The 21472-nt window shown below is 73.7% G+C and carries 15 protein-coding genes; 4 read left to right on the top strand and 11 right to left on the bottom strand.

Annotation, left to right across the window (positions count from 1 at the left end; genetic code table 11):
* Positions 1–130: 130 nt before the first annotated feature.
* A complete protein-coding gene (gene proS / locus AC0OO9_RS21920) occupies positions 131–1537 on the bottom strand; it encodes a proline--tRNA ligase (RefSeq protein WP_484512023.1) in 1407 nt (468 codons plus the stop codon).
* A 103-nt stretch (positions 1538–1640) separates the two neighbouring features.
* On the opposite strand from proS, the gene AC0OO9_RS21915 reads away from it, so the two are divergent.
* The gene (locus tag AC0OO9_RS21915) at positions 1641–2243 is read left to right on the top strand and encodes a TetR/AcrR family transcriptional regulator (RefSeq protein ID WP_421457761.1); all 603 of its coding nucleotides are present in this window, start codon (positions 1641–1643) and stop codon (positions 2241–2243) included.
* A gap of 79 nt (positions 2244–2322) precedes the next feature.
* Here the strand turns inward: AC0OO9_RS21915 and AC0OO9_RS21910 are convergent, their stop codons facing one another.
* The 8 genes from AC0OO9_RS21910 to ftsY form a co-directional block, all read right to left on the bottom strand.
* Positions 2323–3402 (bottom strand): amidohydrolase family protein, encoded by a 1080-nt coding sequence (locus tag AC0OO9_RS21910; RefSeq protein WP_484512022.1) that lies wholly within the window; start codon positions 3400–3402, stop codon positions 2323–2325.
* A 69-nt stretch (positions 3403–3471) separates the two neighbouring features.
* Positions 3472–4050: a Uma2 family endonuclease gene (locus tag AC0OO9_RS21905; RefSeq protein WP_484512020.1), complete on the bottom strand. Its 579-nt coding sequence runs from the start codon at positions 4048–4050 to the stop codon at positions 3472–3474.
* A 67-nt stretch (positions 4051–4117) separates the two neighbouring features.
* Complete coding sequence (gene ffh / locus AC0OO9_RS21900) at positions 4118–5677, bottom strand: signal recognition particle protein (protein ID WP_484512019.1); 1560 nt, start codon at positions 5675–5677, stop codon at positions 4118–4120.
* Positions 5678–5899: 222 nt separating this feature from the next.
* A complete protein-coding gene (locus AC0OO9_RS21895) occupies positions 5900–8209 on the bottom strand; it encodes a [protein-PII] uridylyltransferase (RefSeq protein ID WP_484512017.1) in 2310 nt (769 codons plus the stop codon).
* Between the two features lie 16 nt (positions 8210–8225).
* The gene (locus AC0OO9_RS21890) at positions 8226–8564 is read right to left on the bottom strand and encodes a P-II family nitrogen regulator (protein WP_176733926.1); all 339 of its coding nucleotides are present in this window, start codon (positions 8562–8564) and stop codon (positions 8226–8228) included.
* Positions 8565–8589: 25 nt separating this feature from the next.
* Complete coding sequence (locus AC0OO9_RS21885) at positions 8590–10059, bottom strand: ammonium transporter (RefSeq protein ID WP_484512015.1); 1470 nt, start codon at positions 10057–10059, stop codon at positions 8590–8592.
* A gap of 193 nt (positions 10060–10252) precedes the next feature.
* Positions 10253–11116: an aminoglycoside phosphotransferase family protein gene (locus AC0OO9_RS21880; RefSeq protein ID WP_192581443.1), complete on the bottom strand. Its 864-nt coding sequence runs from the start codon at positions 11114–11116 to the stop codon at positions 10253–10255.
* Between the two features lie 7 nt (positions 11117–11123).
* A complete protein-coding gene (gene ftsY / locus AC0OO9_RS21875; protein WP_484512013.1) occupies positions 11124–12311 on the bottom strand; it encodes a signal recognition particle-docking protein FtsY in 1188 nt (395 codons plus the stop codon).
* 150 nt (positions 12312–12461) lie between these two features.
* Here ftsY and AC0OO9_RS21870 point away from each other — a divergent pair, with 150 nt between their 5' ends.
* From AC0OO9_RS21870 to AC0OO9_RS21860, 3 genes are all read left to right on the top strand, one after another.
* Positions 12462–14174: an alkaline phosphatase D family protein gene (locus AC0OO9_RS21870; RefSeq protein WP_484512011.1), complete on the top strand. Its 1713-nt coding sequence runs from the start codon at positions 12462–12464 to the stop codon at positions 14172–14174.
* A gap of 502 nt (positions 14175–14676) precedes the next feature.
* On the top strand, positions 14677–16173 hold the full coding sequence (locus AC0OO9_RS21865) for an N-acetylmuramoyl-L-alanine amidase (protein ID WP_484512009.1): 1497 nt from the start codon (positions 14677–14679) through the stop codon (positions 16171–16173).
* 227 nt (positions 16174–16400) lie between these two features.
* Complete coding sequence (locus AC0OO9_RS21860; RefSeq protein ID WP_484512007.1) at positions 16401–16922, top strand: DinB family protein; 522 nt, start codon at positions 16401–16403, stop codon at positions 16920–16922.
* Between the two features lie 67 nt (positions 16923–16989).
* On the opposite strand, the gene AC0OO9_RS21855 is transcribed toward AC0OO9_RS21860, so the two are convergent.
* Complete coding sequence (locus AC0OO9_RS21855) at positions 16990–17610, bottom strand: HAD-IA family hydrolase (RefSeq protein WP_484512005.1); 621 nt, start codon at positions 17608–17610, stop codon at positions 16990–16992.
* Positions 17610–21221: a chromosome segregation protein SMC gene (gene smc, locus AC0OO9_RS21850; RefSeq protein ID WP_484512003.1), complete on the bottom strand. Its 3612-nt coding sequence runs from the start codon at positions 21219–21221 to the stop codon at positions 17610–17612. Before smc ends, AC0OO9_RS21855 begins: the two co-directional genes overlap by 1 nt.
* Between the last annotated feature and the right edge of the window lie 251 nt (positions 21222–21472).

The following is a 21472-nucleotide window of genomic DNA, read 5'->3' as shown; positions in this document are numbered from 1 at the left end:
GGCCCCCGCCCCCACCCCCGCCCACCGCTCCGAGGTGCAGGGAAGGGCCCCTTCCTCTACCTCAGGCGTCAGGAAGGTGCACTTCCTGACGCTTGAGGGAGCCGCCGCGACGGGTGAGGGGTGGGCGGGCTCAGTAGGCGCGGGCCAGGATGGCGACCAGGTCGGGCTCGTCCTCGGAGTCGGGCACCGAGCCGTCGGCGCGCAGCAGGCAGCGCACGGTGACGCCCTGGCCGTTCGCCTCCGCCTCGCCCTGCACGCCGACCGCCGACCACGGCACCATGGCCCAGCCGGTGGCCGCCGCCTCGATCGCCTCGGCCAGGGTCGACACCTCGACCGTGCGGGACTTCCGGTGGGCCAGCGCCTGGTCGTGCAGGGCCCGCTGGTCGGCGTCGAGGGCGGCCAGCACGGCGGTCACCACGTCGGCCACCGGCGTCGGGGACTTCGAGCCGTCCGTGCGCCGGACCACGACCGCGTTGCCGGCGGCCAGGTCGCGGGGGCCGACCTCGACGCGTACGGGATAGCCGCGCAGCTCGGCGTCGACGGCCCGGCGGCCGAACGGGGTGTCGACGCGGTCGTCGAGCGCGACCCGGACGCCCGCGTCGCGCAACGCGTCGCGCAGCTTGGCCGCCGCCTCGCCGACGCCCTCGCCGTCCTTGACCACCATGACGTACGCCTGCACGGGCGCCAGCTTCGGCGGCACGCGCAGCCCGTTGTCGTCGCCGTGGCACATGATCAGGCCGCCGAGCATCCGGGTCGAGGTGCCCCAGGAGGTCGTCCAGGCGTGCTCCCGGCCGCCCTCGGCCGAGGAGTAGCTGATGTCGAACGCCTTGGCGAAGTTCTGCCCCAGCTCGTGGCTGGTGCCGAGCTGGAGGGCCTTGCCGTCACCCATCATGCCTTCGCAGGTGTAGGTGGCGGTGGCGCCGGCGAAGCGCTCGCGGGCCGTCTTCAGGCCGACGACCACCGGGATGCCGAGCACGTTGACCATCAGGTCCTCGTACGCCTCGTGCAGGATCCGGCGGGCGTAGGCGCGGGCGTCCTCGCGGGTCGCGTGGGCGGTGTGCCCCTCCTGCCAGAGGAACTCGCTGGTGCGCAGGAAGATCCGGGGGCGCAGCTCCCAGCGGACCACGTTGGCCCACTGGTTGAGCAGCAGCGGCAGGTCCCGGTAGGAGTCGATCCACTTGGCCATGAACTCGCCGATGACGGTCTCGCTGGTGGGGCGCACCACCACCGGCTCGGCGAGCTGCTTGCCGCCGCCGTGGGTGACCACCGCCAGCTCCGGCGAGAAGCCCTCGACGTGCTCGGCCTCGCGCTTGAGGTAGCTCTCCGGGATGAAGAGCGGGAAGTACGCGTTCTCCGCGCCCGCCGCCTTGATCCGGGCGTCCATCTCGGCCTGCATCCGCTCCCAGATGGCGTAGCCGGCCGGGCGGATGACCATGGTCCCCCGGACCGGGCCGTTGTCGGCCAGCTTCGCCTTGGCGATCAGGTCCTGGTACCAGCGGGGAAAGTCCTCCGCACGGGGAGTGAGCACGCGTGCCATGACCGCACATCCTATGCGTCGGCCGAAGGGACGACGTCATCGGGCGCGACGTCGGCGGTCTCCGCCGTGCCGGTCGGTGCGGCCGGGCTAGGATTCGACCACCATGGGTGAGGTGAGGGACGGCACCCGTTCCCGGGACGCAATCGTCGAGGCCGCCCGGGCATTGACCATCGCGACCGGCTGGGACGGCGTCCGGATGGGTGCCGTCGCGCGCGCGGCGGGGGTCAGCCGGCAGACGGTCTACAACGAGTTCGGCACCAAGGCGGGGCTGGCCGAGGCGCTCGCCCGGCGGGAGGTCGACAGGTTCGTCGGCGACGTACGCGCCCTGCTGCGCGCCCACGGCGACGACGTGCGGGCCGCCGCGCACGCCACCATCTCGCACACCCTCACGCAGGCGGCCGACGACCCGCTGATCAAGGCCGTCCTGACCAGCTCCCGGGGCGGCTCGGACGACCTGCTGCCCTACCTGACCACCCGGTCGGAGCTGGTCCTGACCGAGGCCACCGAGGTGCTGCTGGAGTGGGCCGACGGCGTGCTGCCGGGCGCCGACCGCGACGCCGTCGCGTTCGCCACGGACTCGGTCGTCCGGTTGGTGATCAGCCACATCGTCCTGCCCGGCGCCCCCGTCGCGCAGACCGCCGCCGCCCTAGCCGACCTCGCTGTGTACCTGCTCCTGCACGCGGTCACCCAGGCCCACACCGGCTGACCGGCCGCGCACCACCGGCCGGGGAGTGCCACCGGCCCGACCGGGAGCCTCCCCCGCCGACCGCGTCGTCCGCGGCGGGTCAGCGGACGACGCGACCGCGCAGCACGATGCGGGCGGGGGTGCGTACGGCGCGCAGGTCGACGCGCGGGTCCTCGGCGTAGACGACGAGGTCCGCCAGGCCGCCCTCGACCAGTCCGGGGAAGCCGAGCCACTCGCGGGCCCGCCAGGACGCGGCGGCGAGCACGTCGGTGGTGGACATGCCGGCCTGCTCGTGCAGCAGCAGCATCTCCTCCGCGGCGAGGCCGTGGTCGATGCCGCCGCCCGCGTCCGTGCCCACGTAGATCGGGACCCCGGCCTCGTGCGCCGAGCGGACCACCTCGGGGAAGCGGTCGCGCAGCGCGAGCATGTGCTCGGCGTAGCCGGGGAACTTGGCCCGGGCCTGCTCGGCGATCCCGCCGAAGGTCCGAATGTTGATCATCGTGGGGATGAGCGCCGTGCCCCGGCGGGCCATCTCGTCGATCAGGTCCAGGCTCAGGCCCGTGCCGTGCTCCACCGAGTCCACCCCGGCGCGCACCATGATCTCGACGGCCGACTCGGAGAAGGTGTGCACCGCCGCGCGTACCCCGGCGGCGTGCGCGGCCCGCACGGCGGCAGTCATGGTGTCGGCGTCCCAGGCCGGGGCCAGGTCGCCGACGCCCCGGTCGATCCAGTCGCCGACCAGCTTCACCCAGCCGTTGCCGGCACGCGCCTGCGCGGCCACCGTCGCCGCCACCTCCGCCGCGCCGACCTCGACGCCGATGTCGCGCAGGTAGCGCTTCGGCGGCGCGACGTGCCGGCCGGCGCGGGCCAGCCGCGGCAGGTCGGGCTCGTCGTCGAGTTCGGGGTACGGGTACGGCGACCCGGCGTCGCGGATGGCGAGGACCCCGGCGTCCCGGTCGACCCGGGCCAGCTCGCGGGCCTGGTCGAGCGAGGTGATCGGGGCGCCGCCGCGGGCGATGCCGATGTGGCAGTGCGCGTCGATCAGACCGGGCAGCACGAACCCGCCGTCGGCGATCGTCTCCGCGCCGGCGACCGGGGTGAAGGTGACCCGGTCGCCGACCAGCCACAGGTCACGGACCTCGTCGTCGGGCAGCACCACGCCGCGTACGTGCCAGGCCATGCGTCCTCCGTCTGCGCGAAAGGGGGCGGTCCGCCGCCATTCTTCCCGCCCCGCGCGGGCCGGCGGCGTTCAGCCCTCGTCGCGCGCCAGCAGCCCGGCCCGCCGTGCCGTCAGCGCGGGCAGGTCGACGGAGACCTTCCAGGGCCGCTCGGTGACGAAGAGGTCCTCGGTGTGGGTCACCGCCTCGTACTCGCCGGTGGGGCCGAGCGTGTATTCCGTGAGGGTCATCCGCTCGTGCAGCGGGTCGACCACCCAGTACGTCCGCACCCCGGCGTGCGCGTAGACCTTCGCCTTGTCGTAGAGGTCGCGGAACGTGGAGGTCGGCGAGAGGACCTCGACGGCCAGCAGCGCGTCCTCGACGGGGACGGGTGAGCGGTCGGCGTGCTCGCGGCGGATGGCGACGACGTCGGGGCGCGGCTCGTTGCGGCGGTCGATGCGCATCGACAGGTCGATGCTCACCAGGTAGTCGGCGGGGCAGTTGACCTCGAGAGCGAGCAGCAGTCGCACGCAGAGGTCCTGGTGCACGGCGGTGGGGGACGGCACGATCAACCTTCCGTTGACCAACTCGTACGGAAGGTCCTTCGGCAGGTCGCCGAGGTCGTCGACCGTCCACTCCGACCGGTCGGGCAGGATGGGTGCCACGGTCATGACTCCTCCTTCCAGGGGCGACATCACCCTAGGCAAGGATCATGTCACCCGCCGTCAGCGACACGCGTCAGCGGGGCCGGCCGTCGCCGCCCTTGCCGAGCTTGTTGAAGTCGATCTTCGGCAGCTTGAAGCCCGGGGGCAGCCCCTGGCCGCCGGCCAGGTCGTTCGGGTCCATGCCCGGCGGGAGCTGCGGCATGCCGCCCGGGAAGCCGCCCGGCATCCCGGCGCCCGCCCCGGCGCGCGGCCGGTTGCCGCCCTTGGTGCCCTTGCGCTTGTTCTTCGGCGACTTGGTCGCCTTGCGCCGGCCGCCGCCCGGCAGGCCCATCATGCCGCCCATCTGCTTCATCATCTTCTGCGCGTCGGCGAAGCGGTTGAGCAGCTGGTTGACGTCCATCACCGTGACGCCGGAGCCGTTGGCGATGCGGGCCCGGCGCGAGCCGTTGATGATCTTCGGGTTGGTGCGCTCGGCGGGGGTCATCGACCGGATGATCGCGGTGACCCGGTCGAAGTGCTTGTCGTCGACCTCGGCGAGCTGGTCCTTCATCTGCCCCATGCCCGGCATCATGGCCAGCACGTTGGCGATGGGGCCCATCCGCCGGACCGCGATGAGCTGGTCGAGGAAGTCCTCCAGGGTGAACTGCTCGCCGCCCATCAGCTTGGCGGTCATCTTCTCCTTCTGATCGGTGTCGAAGGCCTGCTCGGCCTGCTCGATCAGAGTGAGGACGTCGCCCATGCCGAGGATCCGGCTGGCCATCCGGTCGGGGTGGAAGACGTCGAAGTCCTCCAGCTTCTCGCCGGTGGAGGCGAAGAGGATCGGCTGCCCGGTGACCTCCCGGACCGACAGCGCGGCGCCACCGCGGGCGTCGCCGTCGAGCTTGGAGAGGACCACGCCGGTGATGCCCACGCCGTCGCGGAACGCCTCGGCGGTGCGCACCGCGTCCTGGCCGACCATCGCGTCGATGACGAAGATGACCTCGTCCGGCTCGACCGCGTCGCGGATGTCGGCGGCCTGCTGCATCATCTCGGCGTCGATGCCGAGCCGGCCGGCGGTGTCGACGATGACGATGTCCCGGGCGGCCCGCTTCGCGTGCTCGATCGAGGCGCGCGCCACCTGCACCGGGTCGCCGGTGCCGTTGCCGGGCTCGGGGGCGTACACCTCGACGCCGGCGCGGCCACCGAGCACCTGGAGCTGCCCGACGGCGTTGGGGCGCTGGAGGTCGGCGGCGACCAGCAGCGGCTGGTGGCCCTGGGCCTTGAGCCAGCGGGCCAGCTTGCCGGCGAGAGTGGTCTTACCGGAACCCTGGAGGCCCGCGAGCATGATCACCGTCGGCGGCTGCTTGGCGAACTGGAGCCGCCGCCCCTCGCCGCCGAGGACGTTGATCAGCTCCTCGTTGACGATCTTGATGATCTGCTGCGCCGGGTTGAGCGCCTGGGAGACCTCGGCGCCGCGCGCCCGCTCCTTGACGTTGGCGATGAAGCCCTTGACCACCGGCAGCGCGACGTCCGCCTCCAGCAGCGCGAGGCGGATCTCGCGCGCGGTGGCGTCGATGTCGGCGTCGGTGAGCCGACCCTTGCCGCGGAGCTTGGTGAAGATCCCGGACAGGCGGTCACTCAAGGTGTCAAACACGCGAACATCCCGTTTGTCAGTGTTCCGGCGGGCAGATCGGCGACCGGGCGAGGTGTCCGGCCACCGCTAGGGTAGCCGGCCAGCCCTACGGCCGCTTCGGCCCGGGCGCAGCTGACCCCGGCGGTCCGGGCGGGACCACCAAGATCGCGGGGCCGGGAGGGCGGGGGCCCGACGTTGGCAGGGGCCCTTCCTCTACCTCAGACGTCAACAGGGGGCCCTTCCTTACACGGCGGCCAGCACCGCGGCCTCCAGACGGGCCCGGGTGGCGTCGTCCGGCCAGCCGCCGACGAGGTAGAAGGCGTCCACCACGTCGCCGCCGAGGGTGGAGATGCGGGCCGCGCGCACCTGGGCGCCTGCCTCGTCGAGGGCGCAGGTGACGCGGTAGAGCAGCCCCGCCGCGTCGGCCGCACGCAGTTCCAGCAGCACGGCGCCGGTGGCCGCCTCGCGGTGCCAGACCACCCGGGGCGCGGCCGGATCGGACCGCGCCGCCAGGGCCCGGCCGCGCAGCCGCTGGGTGACCGAGACGTCGCCGTTCACCGCGCGGCGCAGGTCGGCGCCGAGGGCGATCGGGTCGGGCGCGAGGCCGTACCGGGGCTGCACGCGGCACTCGACCAGGGCCCGGCCGTCGACGGTGGAGGCGTCGGCGGAGAGCACCTCCAGCCGGTGCAGCGCCAGGCAGCCGGCCACCGTCGCGAGCAGGCCGCGCCGGTCCGCCGCGGCCACCGCCACCCGGTCGGCCGTCAGGTGTACGACCGGCAGGGGCCCCGCCAGCAGGGCCGGATCGGGGGCGGGCGGGGCGGGCAGCGCGCCCGTGTCCAGCGCGGTCCGTACCCGGGTGACCAACTCGGCGACCAGGCGGCCCTTCCAGTCCGACCAGGCGGCCGGACCGGTGGCGGCGGCGTCGGCCCGCACCAGTGCGTGCAGCAGGTCCAGCGTGGTCGGGTCGCCGACCCGCTCGGCCACCCCGGCGATGGTGACCGGGTCGGCGAGATCCCGTCGGGTGGCCACGTCGGGCAGGAGCAGGTGCAGCCGGACCAGCGTGCCGATCAGCGCCACCTCCGGCTCGGGCAGGCCGATCCGGGCGGCCACCGCCTCCGCCAGCGGCACCCCGACCGTGCTGTGGTCGCCGGGGAGGCTCTTGCCGACGTCGTGCAGGAGTGCGCCGAGCAGCAGCAGGTCGGGGCGGTCCACCTCGCGGGTGTGCCGGCTGGCCTCGTACGCGGTCTGCACGAGGTGCCGGTCGAGGGTGAACCGGTGCACGGGGTTGTGCTGCGGCAGGCTGCGCAGCCGGGTCCACTCGGGCAGCCAGCCCTCGATCAGCCCGTACCGGTCGCAGGTCTCCCAGGCCGGTACCAGGCCGGGACCGGCACCGAGCAGGGTGATCAGCGCGGCCCGGGCCTCGGCCGGCCACGGCGCCGGCAGCGGCGGGCAGTACGCGGCCAGCCACTCGCAGGTGGCCCGGGCGATGGGCAGCCGGGTGACGGCCGCGGCGGCGGCGACCCGCAGCGACAGGCTCGGGTCGGGGCGTGCCCCGATGGCGGTGCGGGCCAGCACCAGCTCGCCGTCGTGCTCGACGACGTCCCGGGCGACCGGTCGGCGCAGCGGGCGCCCGTCGCCGCCCCGGCGGCGGCCGGAGCGGAGCCGGTCGGCGGCGCGGAAGGCGTCGTCGAGGGCGTGGCTGACGGTCCGGGCGTCCCCGGCGACCCGGCGCAGCAGCGCGTCGCCGTCGCCGACCAGCTCGGTTCCACCGGGTACGGGCTGCCGGAGCCCCAGCAGCGCGGCGACCCCGTCGCGTTCCTGGGCGACCAGCCGGTCGACCCGGCGGCCGGTCTGCCGGTGCAGCGCGTCCCGGGTGTCGAGCAGCCGCAGGTGCGCGGCGCGGACGGCGGGGCGCAGCGCGTCGGTGATCCCGGCGGTGGCGATCGCCCGCAGGATGCCCACGTCGCGCAGCCCGCCGGCCGCCTCCTTCAGGTCGCCCTCCAGCAGGAACGCCAGCTCGCCGTGGGCGGCCCAGCGGGCGGCGGTGATCTCGCGGAGGGCCGGAAGCTGGCGTACGGCGGTGCGCCGCCAGTGGTCGGCGGCGGTGCGGACGAGGGTGTCCGCGAGCGCGGCGTCCCCGGCGACCAGCCGCGCGTCGAGCAGGCCGAGGGCCACCTTCACGTCGTCCTGGGCGACGGAGAGCGCCTCGGCGACGGTCCGGACGGAGTGGTCCAGCCGCCGCCCGGCGTCCCACACGGGATACCAGACCGAGGCGGCCAGCTCGTCCACGCCGGGCACCCCGGCGTGCAGCAGGACGAGGTCGAGGTCGCCGTGCGGTGCGCACTGCCGGCGGCCCAGCCCGCCGACGGCGATCAGCGCCACCCCGGGCCGCTGCGGGAGCAGCCCGCGCAGCCACCGGTCGTACGCGTCGGCCCGCGCGGCCCGCGCCGTCGCCCCGATGCCGCCGTCGACGCCGACGACCTCGTCGACCAGGAGGGCGCCGGCACCGTTGCCGGTGTGTCCCGACGCGTTCTTCCTGGTCGACGAGGTCATGTCGGTGGGTGGCCGGTCAGAGCGCGTCGAGGCCGCGCTCGCCGGTACGGACCCGGACGACCTCCTCGACGGCGGTCACCCAGACCTTCCCGTCGCCGATCTTGCCGGTCCGGGCGGCGCCGACGACGGCGTCCACGATCTTGTCGACGTCGATCTCGTCGGTGAGCACCTCCACCCGGATCTTGGGCAGGAACTCGACCGTGTACTCGGCACCCCGGTAGACCTCGGTGTGCCCCTTCTGCCGCCCGTAGCCCTGGACCTCGCTGACGGTCAGGCCGGCCACGCCGAGGGCGTGCAGGGCCTCCTTCACCGCGTCCAGCTGGTACGGCTTGATGACCGCGGTCACCAGCTTCATGTCCAACCCCTCCATCCCAGGAACGTTAACGGGCGACCTTCTCGGCGGCGGACCCGGCGGCCGGCTCGGCCGGCTCGGCAGCCGCAGCCGGCACGGTGGGCCCGGCAGGCACGGCCGGCTCGGCAGGCGCGGTCGCCGGCTCCGTCGCCGGCCTGGCGCCGGTCAGCCCGGCCATGGCGAACGCGCTGCCTCCGCCGCTGCCGGCGGCCGGCGACAGGTCGTAACCGCTCTCGGCGTGCTCGGCGATGTCGATGCCGCCGACCTCGTCCTCGGCCCGCAGGCGGAAGCCGATCGTCTTCTCGATGCCGAAGGCGAGCACCCAGGCCACCGCGAAGGACCAGACGGTGACGATCAGGCCGGCCAGGGCCTGCCGGCCGAGCTGGGTCACCCCGCCGCCGTAGAAGAGCCCGTCGGAGGCGCCGATCACGTCGCTGATCGCGCCGTTGACCGAGTTGGTGGCGAAGAGGCCGAGCCAGAGCGAGCCGATCCAGCCGCCGACGAAGTGCACGCCGACCACGTCGAGCGAGTCGTCGTAGCCGAGCTTGTACTTGAGGCTGATCGCCAGCGCGCAGACCGCCCCGGCGACGAGACCGAGCAGCACCGCCGCCCAGGGGGCGATGAAGCCGCAGGCCGGAGTGATGGCGACCAGGCCGGCGATGGCGCCGGACGAGGCGCCGACCAGGGTCGGCTTCCTGTCCTTGATCCATTCGACGACGATCCAGCCGAGCACGGCGGCGGCCGTGGCGAGCTGGGTGTTGATGAAGGCCAGGCCGGCGACCGAGTCGACGGTGAGCTCGGAACCGGCGTTGAAGCCGAACCAGCCGAACCAGAGCAGCCCGGCGCCGAGCGCGACGAGCGGGATGTTGTGCGGCTTCATGCCCTCCCGGGGCCAGCCGAGCCGCTTGCCCAGCACCAGCACCAGGGCCAGGGCCGCCGCGCCGGCGTTGATGTGCACCGCGGTGCCGCCGGCGAAGTCGAGCGCGTGCAGGTCGCCGCCGATGATGCCGCCGCCCCACACCCAGTGCGCGACCGGGAAGTAGACAAGCGTCGCCCAGCCGAACGCGAAGAGCAGCCAGCCGGCGAACTTCGCCCGGTCGGAGATCGCGCCGCTGATCAGCGCGACGGTGATCACGGCGAACATCATCTGGAAGGCCATGAACACGTAGAGCGGGACGCCGATGCCGCTCGGGTTCTCCGCCGTCGCGCCCCAGAGGTCGGTCTCGGCGAGGAAGGTCTTGGTGCCGAGGTAGGCGCCCGGGTCGCCCCAGAGCCCGTTGACATCGCTACCGAAGGCGATGCTGAAACCGTAGAACCACCACAAGACAGAGATGAGCCCGATCGCGGAGAAGCTCATCATCATCATGTTCAGTACACCCTTGGACCGGTTGAGGCCGCCGTAGAACAGCGCCAGTCCGGGCGTCATGAGCAGCACGAGCGCCGTCGACACCAGCAACCACACGGTGTTGCCGGAATCGATCGTGGGTGCCTCAGGCACGCTGGCCTCCTAAAGGTGAAGTTCCCTCCTTCCCGGCTTCCGGGGCAGCGTCGCCCGTACGCCGGATGGGCGGAAGCCTGCTCGCTCCCTGTTTCCCCCAGCGTCACCCGTCGATTTCCGAACGGTGACGGGTTGTTTCGGACGTGTGAAGAGAAGCTCACCGCCGGCCGGCGCGGCCGACAGCACGGACTGCTCAGCGCAGCGCGTACTCCAGGGCGTTGCGCTCGTAGTCGAGCAGCCGCAGGTCCCGCATCGGCCGGCGCAGGTGCCCCTTGTGCACGATCCGGACGAAGGCCGGCTCACCGGCGGCGGCCATCCGGCGGATGCCCTCCACGTGGTCCACGATCCGCTTGCGGATGGTCCGGATCAGCCGGTGCCGGTCCCGGGGGATCAGCCCGTACGCGTCGGCGAAGAGGCGCAGCCGGCGCGGCCGGTCGGGGTGCTTCCAGCCGAGCGTGATCGAGTCCCGGTCGGAGAAGATCGGTACCCAGGTCCAGGCCGCGTACGCCACGTCGTAGATCCGGGCGCCGGGCGAGGCGAGGTCGAAGTCGATCAGCCCCAGGGTGCCATCGGGCCGCCAGATCACGTTGTGCGGGGCGGCGTCGTGGTGGCAGATCACCTCGGTGTCCGGCGGCGGCGGTCCGAACGAGCGCCACACCGCCCCGGGCGGCGGGACGAAGCCGTACTGGGCGTCGTGGAACATGCGCAGCATGGTGGCGACGGTCACCAGTGCCTCGTCGGTGACCCAGTGCGGGGCCAGCGGGTATTCCCCGCACTCCCCCTCCAGGTACGACAGGACCTCCCGGTTGCGCTCGTCCATGCCGAGCGCGCGGGGGGCGCCGGTGAACCCGACGTACTCCAGGTGGCGCAGCAGGGCGTGCACCGAGGGCGTCCACGGCCCGGCGTTGCGCCGGACCGTGTCGCCGACCCGGACGACGGTGCTGACGTTCCCGCCGTGCAGCGGGATCTCCTGCGAAGTCACGTACGGTCTCCCGAGGCCCGTCGACGGGTGGCTGGGGTCGCGCCACCCGGCGTAGGCGCGATCGTCGGTCGTCACTGCGAGGTTACGCGTCCCGGGCGAGCGGCTCGGTACCGAGCAGCGCGTCGACGAACTGGGCGGGGTCGAACGGGGCCAGGTCGTCCTTGCCCTCGCCGAGCCCGACCAGCTTGACCGGGATGCCCAGCTTGCGCTGCACGGCGATCACGATGCCGCCCTTGGCGGTGCCGTCGAGCTTGCTGAGCACGACACCGGTCACGTTGACCGCCTCGGTGAAGACCCGGGCCTGCTCCAGCCCGTTCTGCCCGGTGGTGGCGTCGAGGATGAGCAGTGTCTCGTCGATCGGGCCGTGCTTCTCCACCACCCGCTTGACCTTGCCCAGCTCGTCCATCAGGCCGATCTTGTTCTGGAGCCGGCCGGCGGTGTCGATGAGCACGGTGTCCACGCCGGTGTCGATGCCCCGCTTGACGGCGTCGAAGGCCACGCTGGCCGGGTCGGCCGCCTCCGGGCCCCGCACGGTCTCCGCGCCGACCCGACCGCCCCAGGTCTCCAGCTGGTCCGCGGCGGCGGCCCGGAAGGTGTCGGCGGCGCCGAGCAGCACGCTGCGGCCGTCGGCGACGAGCACCCGGGCGATCTTGCCGCAGGTGGTGGTCTTGCCCGCGCCGTTGACGCCGACCACCAGCACGACCGCCGGCACGCCCTCCTTGGGCGCGGTCCGCAGGGACCGGTCCAGGGTCGGGTCGAGCGCGTTGACCAGCTCGGCGGCGAGCAGGGCACGCAGCTCACTGCCGGAGCGGGTGCCGAGGACCCGGGTCCGCTCGCGCAGCCGGTCGACGATGTCGCGGGTGGCGTCGACGCCGACGTCGGCGGTGATCAGGCTGTCCTCGATCTCCTCCCACGTGTCCTCGTCGAGGTGGTCGCGGCTGAGCAGGCCGAGCAGGCTCTTGCCGAAGACGTTCTGCGAGCGGGACAGCCGGGAGCGCAGCCGGACCAGCCGGCCGGCGGTCGGCTCGGGGACCTCCAGCACCGGTGCCGGGACCTCCACCACCGGCGGCTCCACCAGGATCCCGGTGGACAACTCGGCCTCCGGTGCCTGGACCGGCGGGCCGGCCAGGTCCTCCTCGGCCCGGGTGTCGACCTCCGTCTTCGGCAGCGGCGGCTCCGGTCGCCGGCGCAACCGCGGCACGACCAGCCCGATGCCGCCAAGGATCAGCACGCCGAGCAGGGCGAGCGCGATGAGGAGGTATTCGGTCATGCCGGAATCCTGTCAGATGCCGGCGGAGCTGTCCCAGCCACCGCTCCCGACCGCGTCCACGGAGGCCGGCGGTAGGCTCGATCACAGCCAGCAGTGGTGCGACCGCCGGCCGGGTAGTAAAGATGAAGTCCGCTCATCTGGAGGTCGACCATGCCCGCGGCACACCTGCTCATCGGCCCGTTGCTCCGCAGGGTGGTCGGCACGTCGGCCACCGTCTGGGTGGAGACCAGCGCGCCCGCGGTGGTCACCGTCCGTACCGCCGCCGGCGCGGTCGGCACCGCGCCCACCTTCTCGGCGTACGAGCACCACTACGCCCTCGTCGTCGTGGAGGGGCTCACCCCCGGCAGCGCCACCACCTACGAGGTGCTGATCGACGACGAGGTCGCCTGGCCGGTGCCGAAGAGCAACTTCCCGCCCAGCGTGATCCGCACCCGGGCGGCCGACGACCTCGACCAGCCGGTCCGGTTGGTCTTCGGCTCCTGCCGGGAGACCACCCAGCACGCCACCACCCGGCGGCTGCCCCCGGACGCCCTCGACGCGTACGCCCGGCGGCTCATGGCCGACCCGGACCCGGCCGAGGTGCCCGACCTGCTGGTGCTCCTCGGCGACCAGGTCTACGCGGACGTGACGTCGCCCACGGTCCGGCGGCTGCTGAAGCGGCGCCGCCGCCGGCCGAAGGGCGCGCCGGGCGACCAGGTGGTCAGCTTCGACGAGTACACGAAGCTCTACCTGGAGTCCTGGCGGGACCCGGAGATCCGTTGGCTCTTCTCCACCGTGCCGAGCGTGATGATCTTCGACGACCACGAGGTCATCGACGACTGGAACACCTCGGCCTCCTGGCGCTCCGACATGCGCGAGCAGCCGTGGTGGGCGGAGCGGATCACCAGCGGCCTCGCCTCGTACTGGGTCTACCAGCACCTGGGCAACCTCTCCCCCGACGAGATCGCCGCCGACCCGGTCTACGCCAAGGTCGTCGCGGCGGAGGACGCCACCGGGGTGCTGCGCGAGTTCGGGCAGCGGGTCGACACCGAGGCCGACCTCGCCCACGACACCGAGCGGTGGCGCGCCGTGCAGTACCAGTGGAGCTACGCCCTGGACCTGGGCCGGACCCGGCTGGTCATGCTCGACAACCGGTGCAGCCGGGTGCTGGAGCCGGGCCAGCGGGCGATGCTGCCCCCGGGCGAGTGGTCGTGGTTCCTCGACCGCGCCCACGGCGTCTACGACCACCTCGTCGTCGGCGCGTCCCTGCCCTGGCTGCTGCCGCCGGGCATCCACCACGTGGAGGCGTGGAACGAGAAGCTGGCCGACTCGCGGCGGCCCTGGGTCGCCCGGCTGGCCGAGAAGCTGCGCCGGGGGCTGGACCTGGAGCACTGGGCCGCGTTCCGCCGCTCGTTCGACGCGCTCGGCGCGCTCTTCGCCCGCCTCGGCAGCGGCACCCCCGGCGGCCCCGGCGAGCGCGTCGGGGCCGGCCCGGCGTACGCGCCACCGGCGTCGATCAGCGTGCTCTCCGGCGACGTGCACCACTCGTACGTGGCGCGGGCCCGGTTCGACGACCGGAGCGTGGTCACCCCGGTGCACCAGCTCACCTGCTCGCCCATCCACAACCAGGTCCCGGCCGGGATGCGCCCGCTGATGAAGCTCGGCTGGTCGTCCGGGCCGTCCGGGGCCACCCGGGCGCTGGCCCGCACCGCCGGCGTACGCCGCCCGCCGTTCCGCTGGAAGCGGCTGGCCGGGCCGTACTTCGGCAACGCGGTCGCCACGCTGGTGCACGCCGGCCGGACGGCCGAGGTGACGATCGAGGGCACCACCAGCGACGGCCACCTGCGCGAGGTCATGCGCCAGCGGCTGGCCCCCGGCGGCTGACCCCGCCGCAGCCTTCCGCGACCGCGCGGACCGCCACCACCGCACTGACCGGCTTCGACGTGGACGGATTTACTGATTCCCAATCGTCGATGCCGAATCGAGACATTCAGTCGCGATCATTCATCCGTGTCTCGTCGGAACGGCACCTCGACGACACCCGTCACGCACGACGGGAAGGCATCGTCGATGCCTGCGCACGCCGTGCCCGGCCTGGCGGCACGAGCACGGTCGAGCCGACCCGCGGCTGTTCCGGCGCGACGCGTTCCCGTGGCCCCCACCGCACCAGGTGAGCGGCCACCCGCCCAGGCAGGAAGGCTCCCGTCGTGGCCACCACCAGAACCCTCGAAACAACGCGGGCATCATCTCCCGTCCCGCTCCGAACCGTCAGCCGGCGCGCTCTGATCGCCTCCGTACCCGCCGTCGTGGCGGGGGTGTCGTCGACCGACCGGCCGGCGCTCGCCGCTCCCGCCGTCGAGTGCCTCGCCGACCTCGGGACCGTGTGATGGGGATCCCCTGGCTCGCCGACGTCCTGCGGGCAGCCGGCGTCGCGGTCGTCGAGGAGGGTGACTGGCGCTCGCGGGGCGTCAGCGGGGCGTTCGACCCGATCGGCGTGCTGTGGCACCACACCGCCGCCACGTCCAGCCCGAGCCGACCCGCGCCGGCGTTGGGCGTCTGCATCAACGGCCGATCAGACCTGCCCGGCCCGCTGTGCCACGCGCTCGTGGACTACCACGGCGTGTTCCACCTGATCTCCGCCAACCGCGCCAACCACGCCGGCAACAGCCGGGGCAGCGGCCCGATCCCGGCGGGCAGCGGCAACACGATGCTGATCGGCTGGGAGATCGACTACAACGGTGTCAACCAGGCGATGACCCAGGCCCAGTACAACGCGTCGGTCGCGGCGACCGCCGCGGTCCTGCGCAGACTGGGCCGCGACGCCAGCTACGCCCGGGGTCACCGCGAGACCAGCACCACCGGAAAGATCGACCCCTCCTTCATCGACCTGGACGCGATGCGCCGCGACGTCGCCGCCGCCATGGCGGGCGGCGGCTCGACAGCCGGCATCATGTTCCACCAGGTGCGGTTCCCGAGCGGGTCGTGGAGCGGGTTCCAGCCACTGGCCGGCTACCGGACGACCGACCCCGGCCGGGCCCGTGACATGGCGATCACCGGAATGCCGGACCGCTCCGCCCAGGTGCTCATCGTCGGAGCCGACAACAGCGTCTTCCACCAGATCCGCAACCCCAGCGGCACCTGGACCGGATTCGCACCCCTCGCCGGTGCGGGCACGCCCACCCCGGCCGCCGGCAGCCGCGTCAGCATCGCCGGCATGCCCAACGGCTCCGCCCAGGTCCTCATCGTCGGCGCCAACGGCGGCATCTACCACCAGATCCGCAACCCCAACGGCACCTGGACCGGATTCCAGCCCATCACCGGCTACAACACCACCGCCCCCGCCGCCGGCAAGGACGTCGCCATCACCGGCATGCCCGACGGCTCCGCCCACATCCTCATGATCGGCGTCGACAACGGCGTCTACCACAAGATCCGCCACCCCAACGGCACCTGGGACCCGCTCCAGCCGCTACCCGGTGCGGGCACGCCCACCACGGCCGCCGGCAGCCGCGTCAGCATCGCCGGCATGCCCAACGGCTCCGCCCAGGTCCTCATCGTCGGCGCCAACGGCGGCATCTACCACCAGATCCGCAACCCCAACGGCACCTGGACCGGATTCCAGCCCATCACCGGCTACAACACCACCGCCCCCGCCGCCGGCAAGGACGTCGCCATCACCGGCATGCCCGACGGCTCCGCCCACATCCTCATGATCGGCGTCGACAACGGCGTCTACCACAAGATCCGCCACCCCAACGGCACCTGGGACCCGCTCCAGCCGCTACCCGGGATGGGCACGCCCACCACGGCCGCCGGCAGCAACGTCAGCATCGCCGGAATGCCGGACGGCTCCGCCCAGGTGACCATCGCCGGAAGAGGCTGACGGGGCACCCTCGACCCGAGGGCTGACGCCGCGCCCGGGCCGCTCCACCTGGCGCGACCGCGGGAGATCACCGTCGAGCAGTCGGAGTACGGCCGCGCCGGCCGTACTCCGACGCGCCCGTCCTCCGGTCGCCCGTCCGCTCTGCCCGACTCACGGAGGCGCTGGTCGTCCCGCCGTCCCGACAATCCGGTCGCGGATTGTCGGGGGTTCCCGCCAGGATGACCGGCATGACCTGGCGAGCACCGGAGATCAACCGGACCCCCGAGCCCTACGTCGGCGACGAGCGCACCATGCTGGAGGGCTGGCTGGACTACCACCGGCAGACCCTGCTGCTCAAGTGCGCCGGGCTGACCGCCGAACAACTGAAGACGCCAAGCGTCGAGCCCTCCGGGCTCACCCTGCTCGGCCTGGTCCGGCACCTGGCCGAGGTGGAGGCCTGGTGGTTCCGGGAGAACCTCGCCGGCCAGCAGGTCGACTACCCCTACTTCACGCCCGACAACCCGGACGCCGACCACGACGTCAGCACCGCCGACGCCGAGGCCGACTTCGCCACCTACCACCGGGAGGTGGCGCTGGCCCGGGCCGCCGCCACCGGCCGGTCGCTCGACGAGACCTTCACCGAGGTCGGCCCGAAGCGCCGGACGTTCAGCCTGCGCTGGATCTACGTGCACATGATCGAGGAGTACGCCCGGCACAACGGCCACGCCGACCTGATCCGCGAACGCATCGACGGCGTCACGGGCGAGTAGCCCCCGCCGGGGCAGCGCCGCTCCGGGACCGCCTGCCCGAGCTGGTCGCGCTGGGGCCGGAGACCGGTCAGTACGCCAGGGCGGCCCGCGCGTACCGCAGGTCGGCCGGGCCGCTCCAGCGCAGCGCCGACAGGCCGGCGACCCGGGCGCCCCGGATCGCCCAGTCCTCGTCGTCGAGGAAGAGGACCCGGGCCGCCGGGGTCTCCAGGGCCTCGCAGGCCGCCTGGAAGTACTCCTTCGCCGGCTTGTTCACCCCGACCCTGGACGAGTTGACCACCACGTCGAACTCGTCCGTCAGGTCGAGCGCGGCGAGGTCGGCGTCGAGCAGGTCCGTGGCGTTCGTGCCGAGCCCGACGCGGATGCCGCCGGCCCGCGCCTCGCGGACGAAGGCGAGCACTTCGGGGTCCACCTCGCCCCGGTAGCGCTGCCACTGCTCCACGGCGGCCCGGGCCCGCTCGGGGCCGCCCACGGAGTCGGCAAGCGCGTCGGCCACGCTGGCCATCCAGTCGGCGTGGCTGACCCGGCCGGTCAGCACCGGCTGGAGCCGCCCCCACTGCATGGCGATCTCGGTGAGTACGCCGTCGGACAGGCCGTACTCCCGCTCCACCCCGGCGGCCACCGCCGGGTCCCACCGGCGCAGAACACCGTCGAAGTCCACCAGGAGCGCCGTCGCCCGTTCCCGACCCACTACTCGTTCTCCTCGCCGCGGCCACGCCGCTCGTCCCCGTCGGCCCGGTTGAGCCGTTGGCTGATCACCTGGGTCACCCCGTTGCGCATGGTCACGCCGTACAGGGCGTCGGCGACCTCCATCGTCCGCTTCTGGTGCGTGATGACGATGAGCTGGCTCTTCTCCCGCAACTGGGCCAGCAGCGTGATCAGCCGCCCCAGGTTGACGTCGTCGAGCGCCGCCTCGACCTCGTCCATGATGTAGAACGGGCTGGGCCGGGCGCGGAAGATGGCCACCAGCATCGCCACCGCGGTCAGCGAACGCTCGCCGCCGGAGAGCAGCGACAGCCGCTTGATCTTCTTGCCCGGCGGGCGGGCCTCGACCTCGATGCCGGTGGTGAGCAGGTCGTCGGGGTCGGTGAGCACGAGCCGCCCCTCGCCACCGGGGAAGAGCACGGTGAAGACCTGCTGGAACTCCCGGGCCGTGTCGGCGAACGCGCTGGCGAAGACCTCCAGGATCCGGTCGTCGACGTCCTTGACCACGGTGAGCAGGTCGCGGCGGGTGGCCTTGAGGTCCTCCAGCTGCTCGGAGAGGAACTTGTAGCGCTCCTCCAGCGCGGCGAACTCCTCCAGGGCCAGCGGGTTCACCTTGCCGAGCAGGGCCAGCTCCCGTTCCGCCTTGGCGGCCCGCTTCTCCTGCACCGGCCGCTCGTAGCGGACCGGCTCGGGCACCGGCAGGCCGTCGCGTTCGGCCGCCGCCACGTCGGCCTGAGTGGGCGGGACGGGCTGGGTCGGGCCGTACTCGGCGACGAGGGTCTCCACGTCCAGGCCGAAGTCCTCGGCGGCCTTCGCCTCCAGCTGCTCGATGCGCAGCCGCTGCTCGGCGCGGGCCACCTCGTCGCGGTGCACCTGGCTGGTCAGCCGCTCCAGCTCCGCGCCGAGCCGCTTGGCCGCGCCGCGTACCTCCTGGAGCTCGGCCTCGCGGGCGGCGCGCTCGCGCGCCACGGCGTCGCGGTGCTCCTCGGCCGCGGCGATCGAGGTGGCCAGCCGGGTGAGGGCCTCCCGGGCCCCGCCCGCCACGGCCCGGGCGATGCCCGCGCCCCGGGTGCGCGCGGCCCGCCGCGCCGCCGCGCGTTCCCGCGCGGCCCGCTCGGCGGTGGCCTGCCGGCGCAGGGAGTCCGCGCGGCCGGCGATCGAGGAGACCCGCTCCTCGGCGGTACGCACCGCGAGCCGGACCTCCATCTCGTTCTGCCGCGCCTGCGGCACCATCGCGGCGAGCTGGTCGCGGTCCTCCGTGGAGGGTTCCGCGTCGACGGGGGTCTCCTCGGCCAGCCGCAGCCGCTCCTCCAGCTCCGCGAGGGTGAGCAGGTCCCGCTCCCGGGCGGCCTCCGCGCGGGCCCGGGACTCGCCGAGCCGGTCGGTCTCCGCCTTCGCCGAGCGGGCCGCCGCGCCCAGCTCGGCCAGCCGGCGGGCGGCGGCGTTGCGGTGGCTCTCCGCCTCCCGCTTGGCGGCCGCGGCGTGCTGCACCGTCTCCTTGGCGGCGGCCACCTCGGCGCGGGCGTCGACGAGCTGTTCGCGCAGCTCCGCGCCGGTCTGCTCGGCGGCGAGCCGGTTCGACCGGGCCTCCTCGACGGCGGCCTGCACCTCGATGAAGCTGGGCGCCTTGGCGGACCCGCCGGCCGCCGCGTACGCCCCCACCACGTCGCCGTCGGGGGTGACCGCGCGCAGCTCCGGGTTGCCGGCGACCACCTCGGCCGCGGCGGCGAGGTCGTCGACCAGCACCACGTCGCGCAACGCCCGGTGCACCGCCGGGCGGAGCTGCGGGGAGCACTCCACCAGGTCGGGCGCCCAGCGGGCGCCGTCGGGCAGCTTCGGCCGCAGCGCGTCGGCGGGCCCGTCCATGCCCGGCCCGGCGGGGCTGCCGACCAGCAGGCCGGCGCGACCGGCGTCGGAGATCTTCAGCAGCCGCATGGCCTCGACCGCCTCGTCGACGCCGCTGACCGCGACCGCGTCGGCGAGCCCGCCGAGCGCGGCGGCGAGCGCGGCCTCCTGCCCCGGCGCCACCGTGAGCAGCCCGGCCAGGCTGCCCAGCAGGCCCGGGACCTCGCCGGCGCGGGCCAGCAGCGCGCCCGCGCCGTCCTTGCGGCGCAGGCCGAGGGCGAGCGCCTCCTCCCGGGCCTTCCAGGTGGCGGCGTCCTTCTCCGCCGCCCGCTCCGCGTCGGTCAGCGACCGCACGGTGGCCTGCGCCCGCTCCTGGGCGGCGACCGCCTCGGCGTGCCGGGCGTCGAGGTCGGCGTTGTCCCGGTCGGCCTCGGTGGACTGCTCGGCGACCGCGTCGAGTTCGGCCTGGGCCTGGTCGGCCCGCGCGAGCGCGTCGGCGTGCGCGGTGGCGAGCCGCTCGATCTCCTCGCTGGCGCTGGTGGTCCGGGCGCGGGCGGAGTTGACCTGACCGGTCAGCCGGGCCAGGCCCTCCCGCCGGTCGGCGATCGCCTTGGCCGCGGCGACCAGCTCGCGTTCGGCGGCGGCGAGCTGCCGCTCCAGCTCCTGGCGGTGCTCGACGGCCTCGGCCAGCCGGATCTGGTCGTCGGTGAGCGCGCCGCGCAGCTCCTCCTCCTGCTCGCGGATCCGCTCGGCCTCGGCCTCCAGCTGCTCGGGATCGCGACCGGGGCGCTCGTCGTCGGGGGTGGCGCTGAGGTGCCGCAGCCGCTCCCGGGCGAGCTGCTCGATGGAGCGGAACCGCTCGGAGAGGGCGGAGAGCTTGTACCAGGTGTCCTGGGCGGCGGCCAGCAGCGGCGCGTCCTCGGCGAGGGCCGCCTCCAGCTCCGCCAGCCGCGCCTGCACCTCGGTGTGTTCGGCCTCGACCTGCTCGCGCCGCTCGCGCACCGCGGTCTCGTCGGCGATCTCCCGGTCCAGGGTGGCGCGCAGGGTGGCCAGGTCGTCGGCGAGCAGCCGCAGCCGGGCGTCGCGCAGGTTGGCCTGGATGGCGGCGGCGCGGCGGGCCACCTCCGCCTGCCGGCCCAGCGGCTTGAGCTGGCGGCGCAGCTCGGCGGTGAGGTCGGTGAGCCGGTTGAGGTTCGTCTGCATCGCGTCGAGCTTCCGCAGCGCCTTCTCCTTGCGCTTGCGGTGCTTGAGGACGCCGGCCGCCTCCTCGACGAACGACCGCCGGTCCTCCGGCTTGGCGTGCAGCATCCCGTCGAGTCGCCCCTGGCCGACGATGATGTGCATCTCCCGGCCGATGCCGGAGTCCGACAGCAGCTCCTGGATGTCGAGCAGCCGGCAGGTGTCGCCGTTGATCTCGTACTCGCTCTCGCCGGAGCGGAACATCCGGCGGGTGATCGACACCTCGGTGTACTCGATCGGCAGCGCGCCGTCGGTGTTGTCGATCGTGAGGGTCACCTCGGCCCGGCCCAGCGGGGCCCGGCCGGCGGTGCCGGCGAAGATGACGTCCTCCATCTTGCCGCCGCGCAGCGCCTTGGCGCCCTGCTCGCCGAGCACCCAGGCGATGGCGTCGACGACGTTGGACTTGCCGGAGCCGTTGGGGCCGACCACGCAGGTGATCCCCGGCTCCAGCTTGAGCGTCGTCGCGGAGGCGAAGGACTTGAAGCCCTTCACCGTCAGGCTCTTGAGATGCACCTTCTCGATCCTCGTCCGGTGGCCGCCGTACCGTCGCCGGCTGCGCGGACCTGGGTGAACCCGCAGACTAACCCGGGACCGGGAGCCGCCGGGCACGCGACCCGCCTGGCGACCGCCGGGCGCCCGTCCCAGGCGACGCGGGCCGGCCCGCCCGGGTGCGGCCCGTCCGTCGGCCGGAGTCGTACGGGAATCGTCGCGGCGGGCCGCACAAGATCACGAATTGGCGCGACGCGAAAAGGAGTGCGGACAGA

Source organism: Micromonospora sp. USAFONa4 (assembly GCF_057197825.1).
The sequence above is the reverse complement of the archived record's forward strand: the minus strand, read 5'-3'. Positions and strand labels throughout refer to the sequence as shown.

Excerpts from the sequence above, each read along its gene's own strand:
- AC0OO9_RS21860 (WP_484512007.1), top strand. The coding sequence starts at position 16,401 with ATGACCTGGCGAGCACCGGAGATCAACCGGACCCCCGAGCCCTACGTC.
- proS (WP_484512023.1), bottom strand. The coding sequence starts at position 1,537 with ATGGCACGCGTGCTCACTCCCCGTGCGGAGGACTTTCCCCGCTGGTAC.
- AC0OO9_RS21890 (WP_176733926.1), bottom strand. The coding sequence starts at position 8,564 with ATGAAGCTGGTGACCGCGGTCATCAAGCCGTACCAGCTGGACGCGGTG.
- AC0OO9_RS21895 (WP_484512017.1), bottom strand. The coding sequence starts at position 8,209 with ATGACCTCGTCGACCAGGAAGAACGCGTCGGGACACACCGGCAACGGT.
- AC0OO9_RS21865 (WP_484512009.1), top strand. The coding sequence starts at position 14,677 with ATGGGGATCCCCTGGCTCGCCGACGTCCTGCGGGCAGCCGGCGTCGCG.
- AC0OO9_RS21870 (WP_484512011.1), top strand. The coding sequence starts at position 12,462 with ATGCCCGCGGCACACCTGCTCATCGGCCCGTTGCTCCGCAGGGTGGTC.
- AC0OO9_RS21915 (WP_421457761.1), top strand. The coding sequence starts at position 1,641 with ATGGGTGAGGTGAGGGACGGCACCCGTTCCCGGGACGCAATCGTCGAG.
- AC0OO9_RS21905 (WP_484512020.1), bottom strand. The coding sequence starts at position 4,050 with ATGACCGTGGCACCCATCCTGCCCGACCGGTCGGAGTGGACGGTCGAC.
- ftsY (WP_484512013.1), bottom strand. The coding sequence starts at position 12,311 with ATGACCGAATACCTCCTCATCGCGCTCGCCCTGCTCGGCGTGCTGATC.
- AC0OO9_RS21910 (WP_484512022.1), bottom strand. The coding sequence starts at position 3,402 with ATGGCCTGGCACGTACGCGGCGTGGTGCTGCCCGACGACGAGGTCCGT.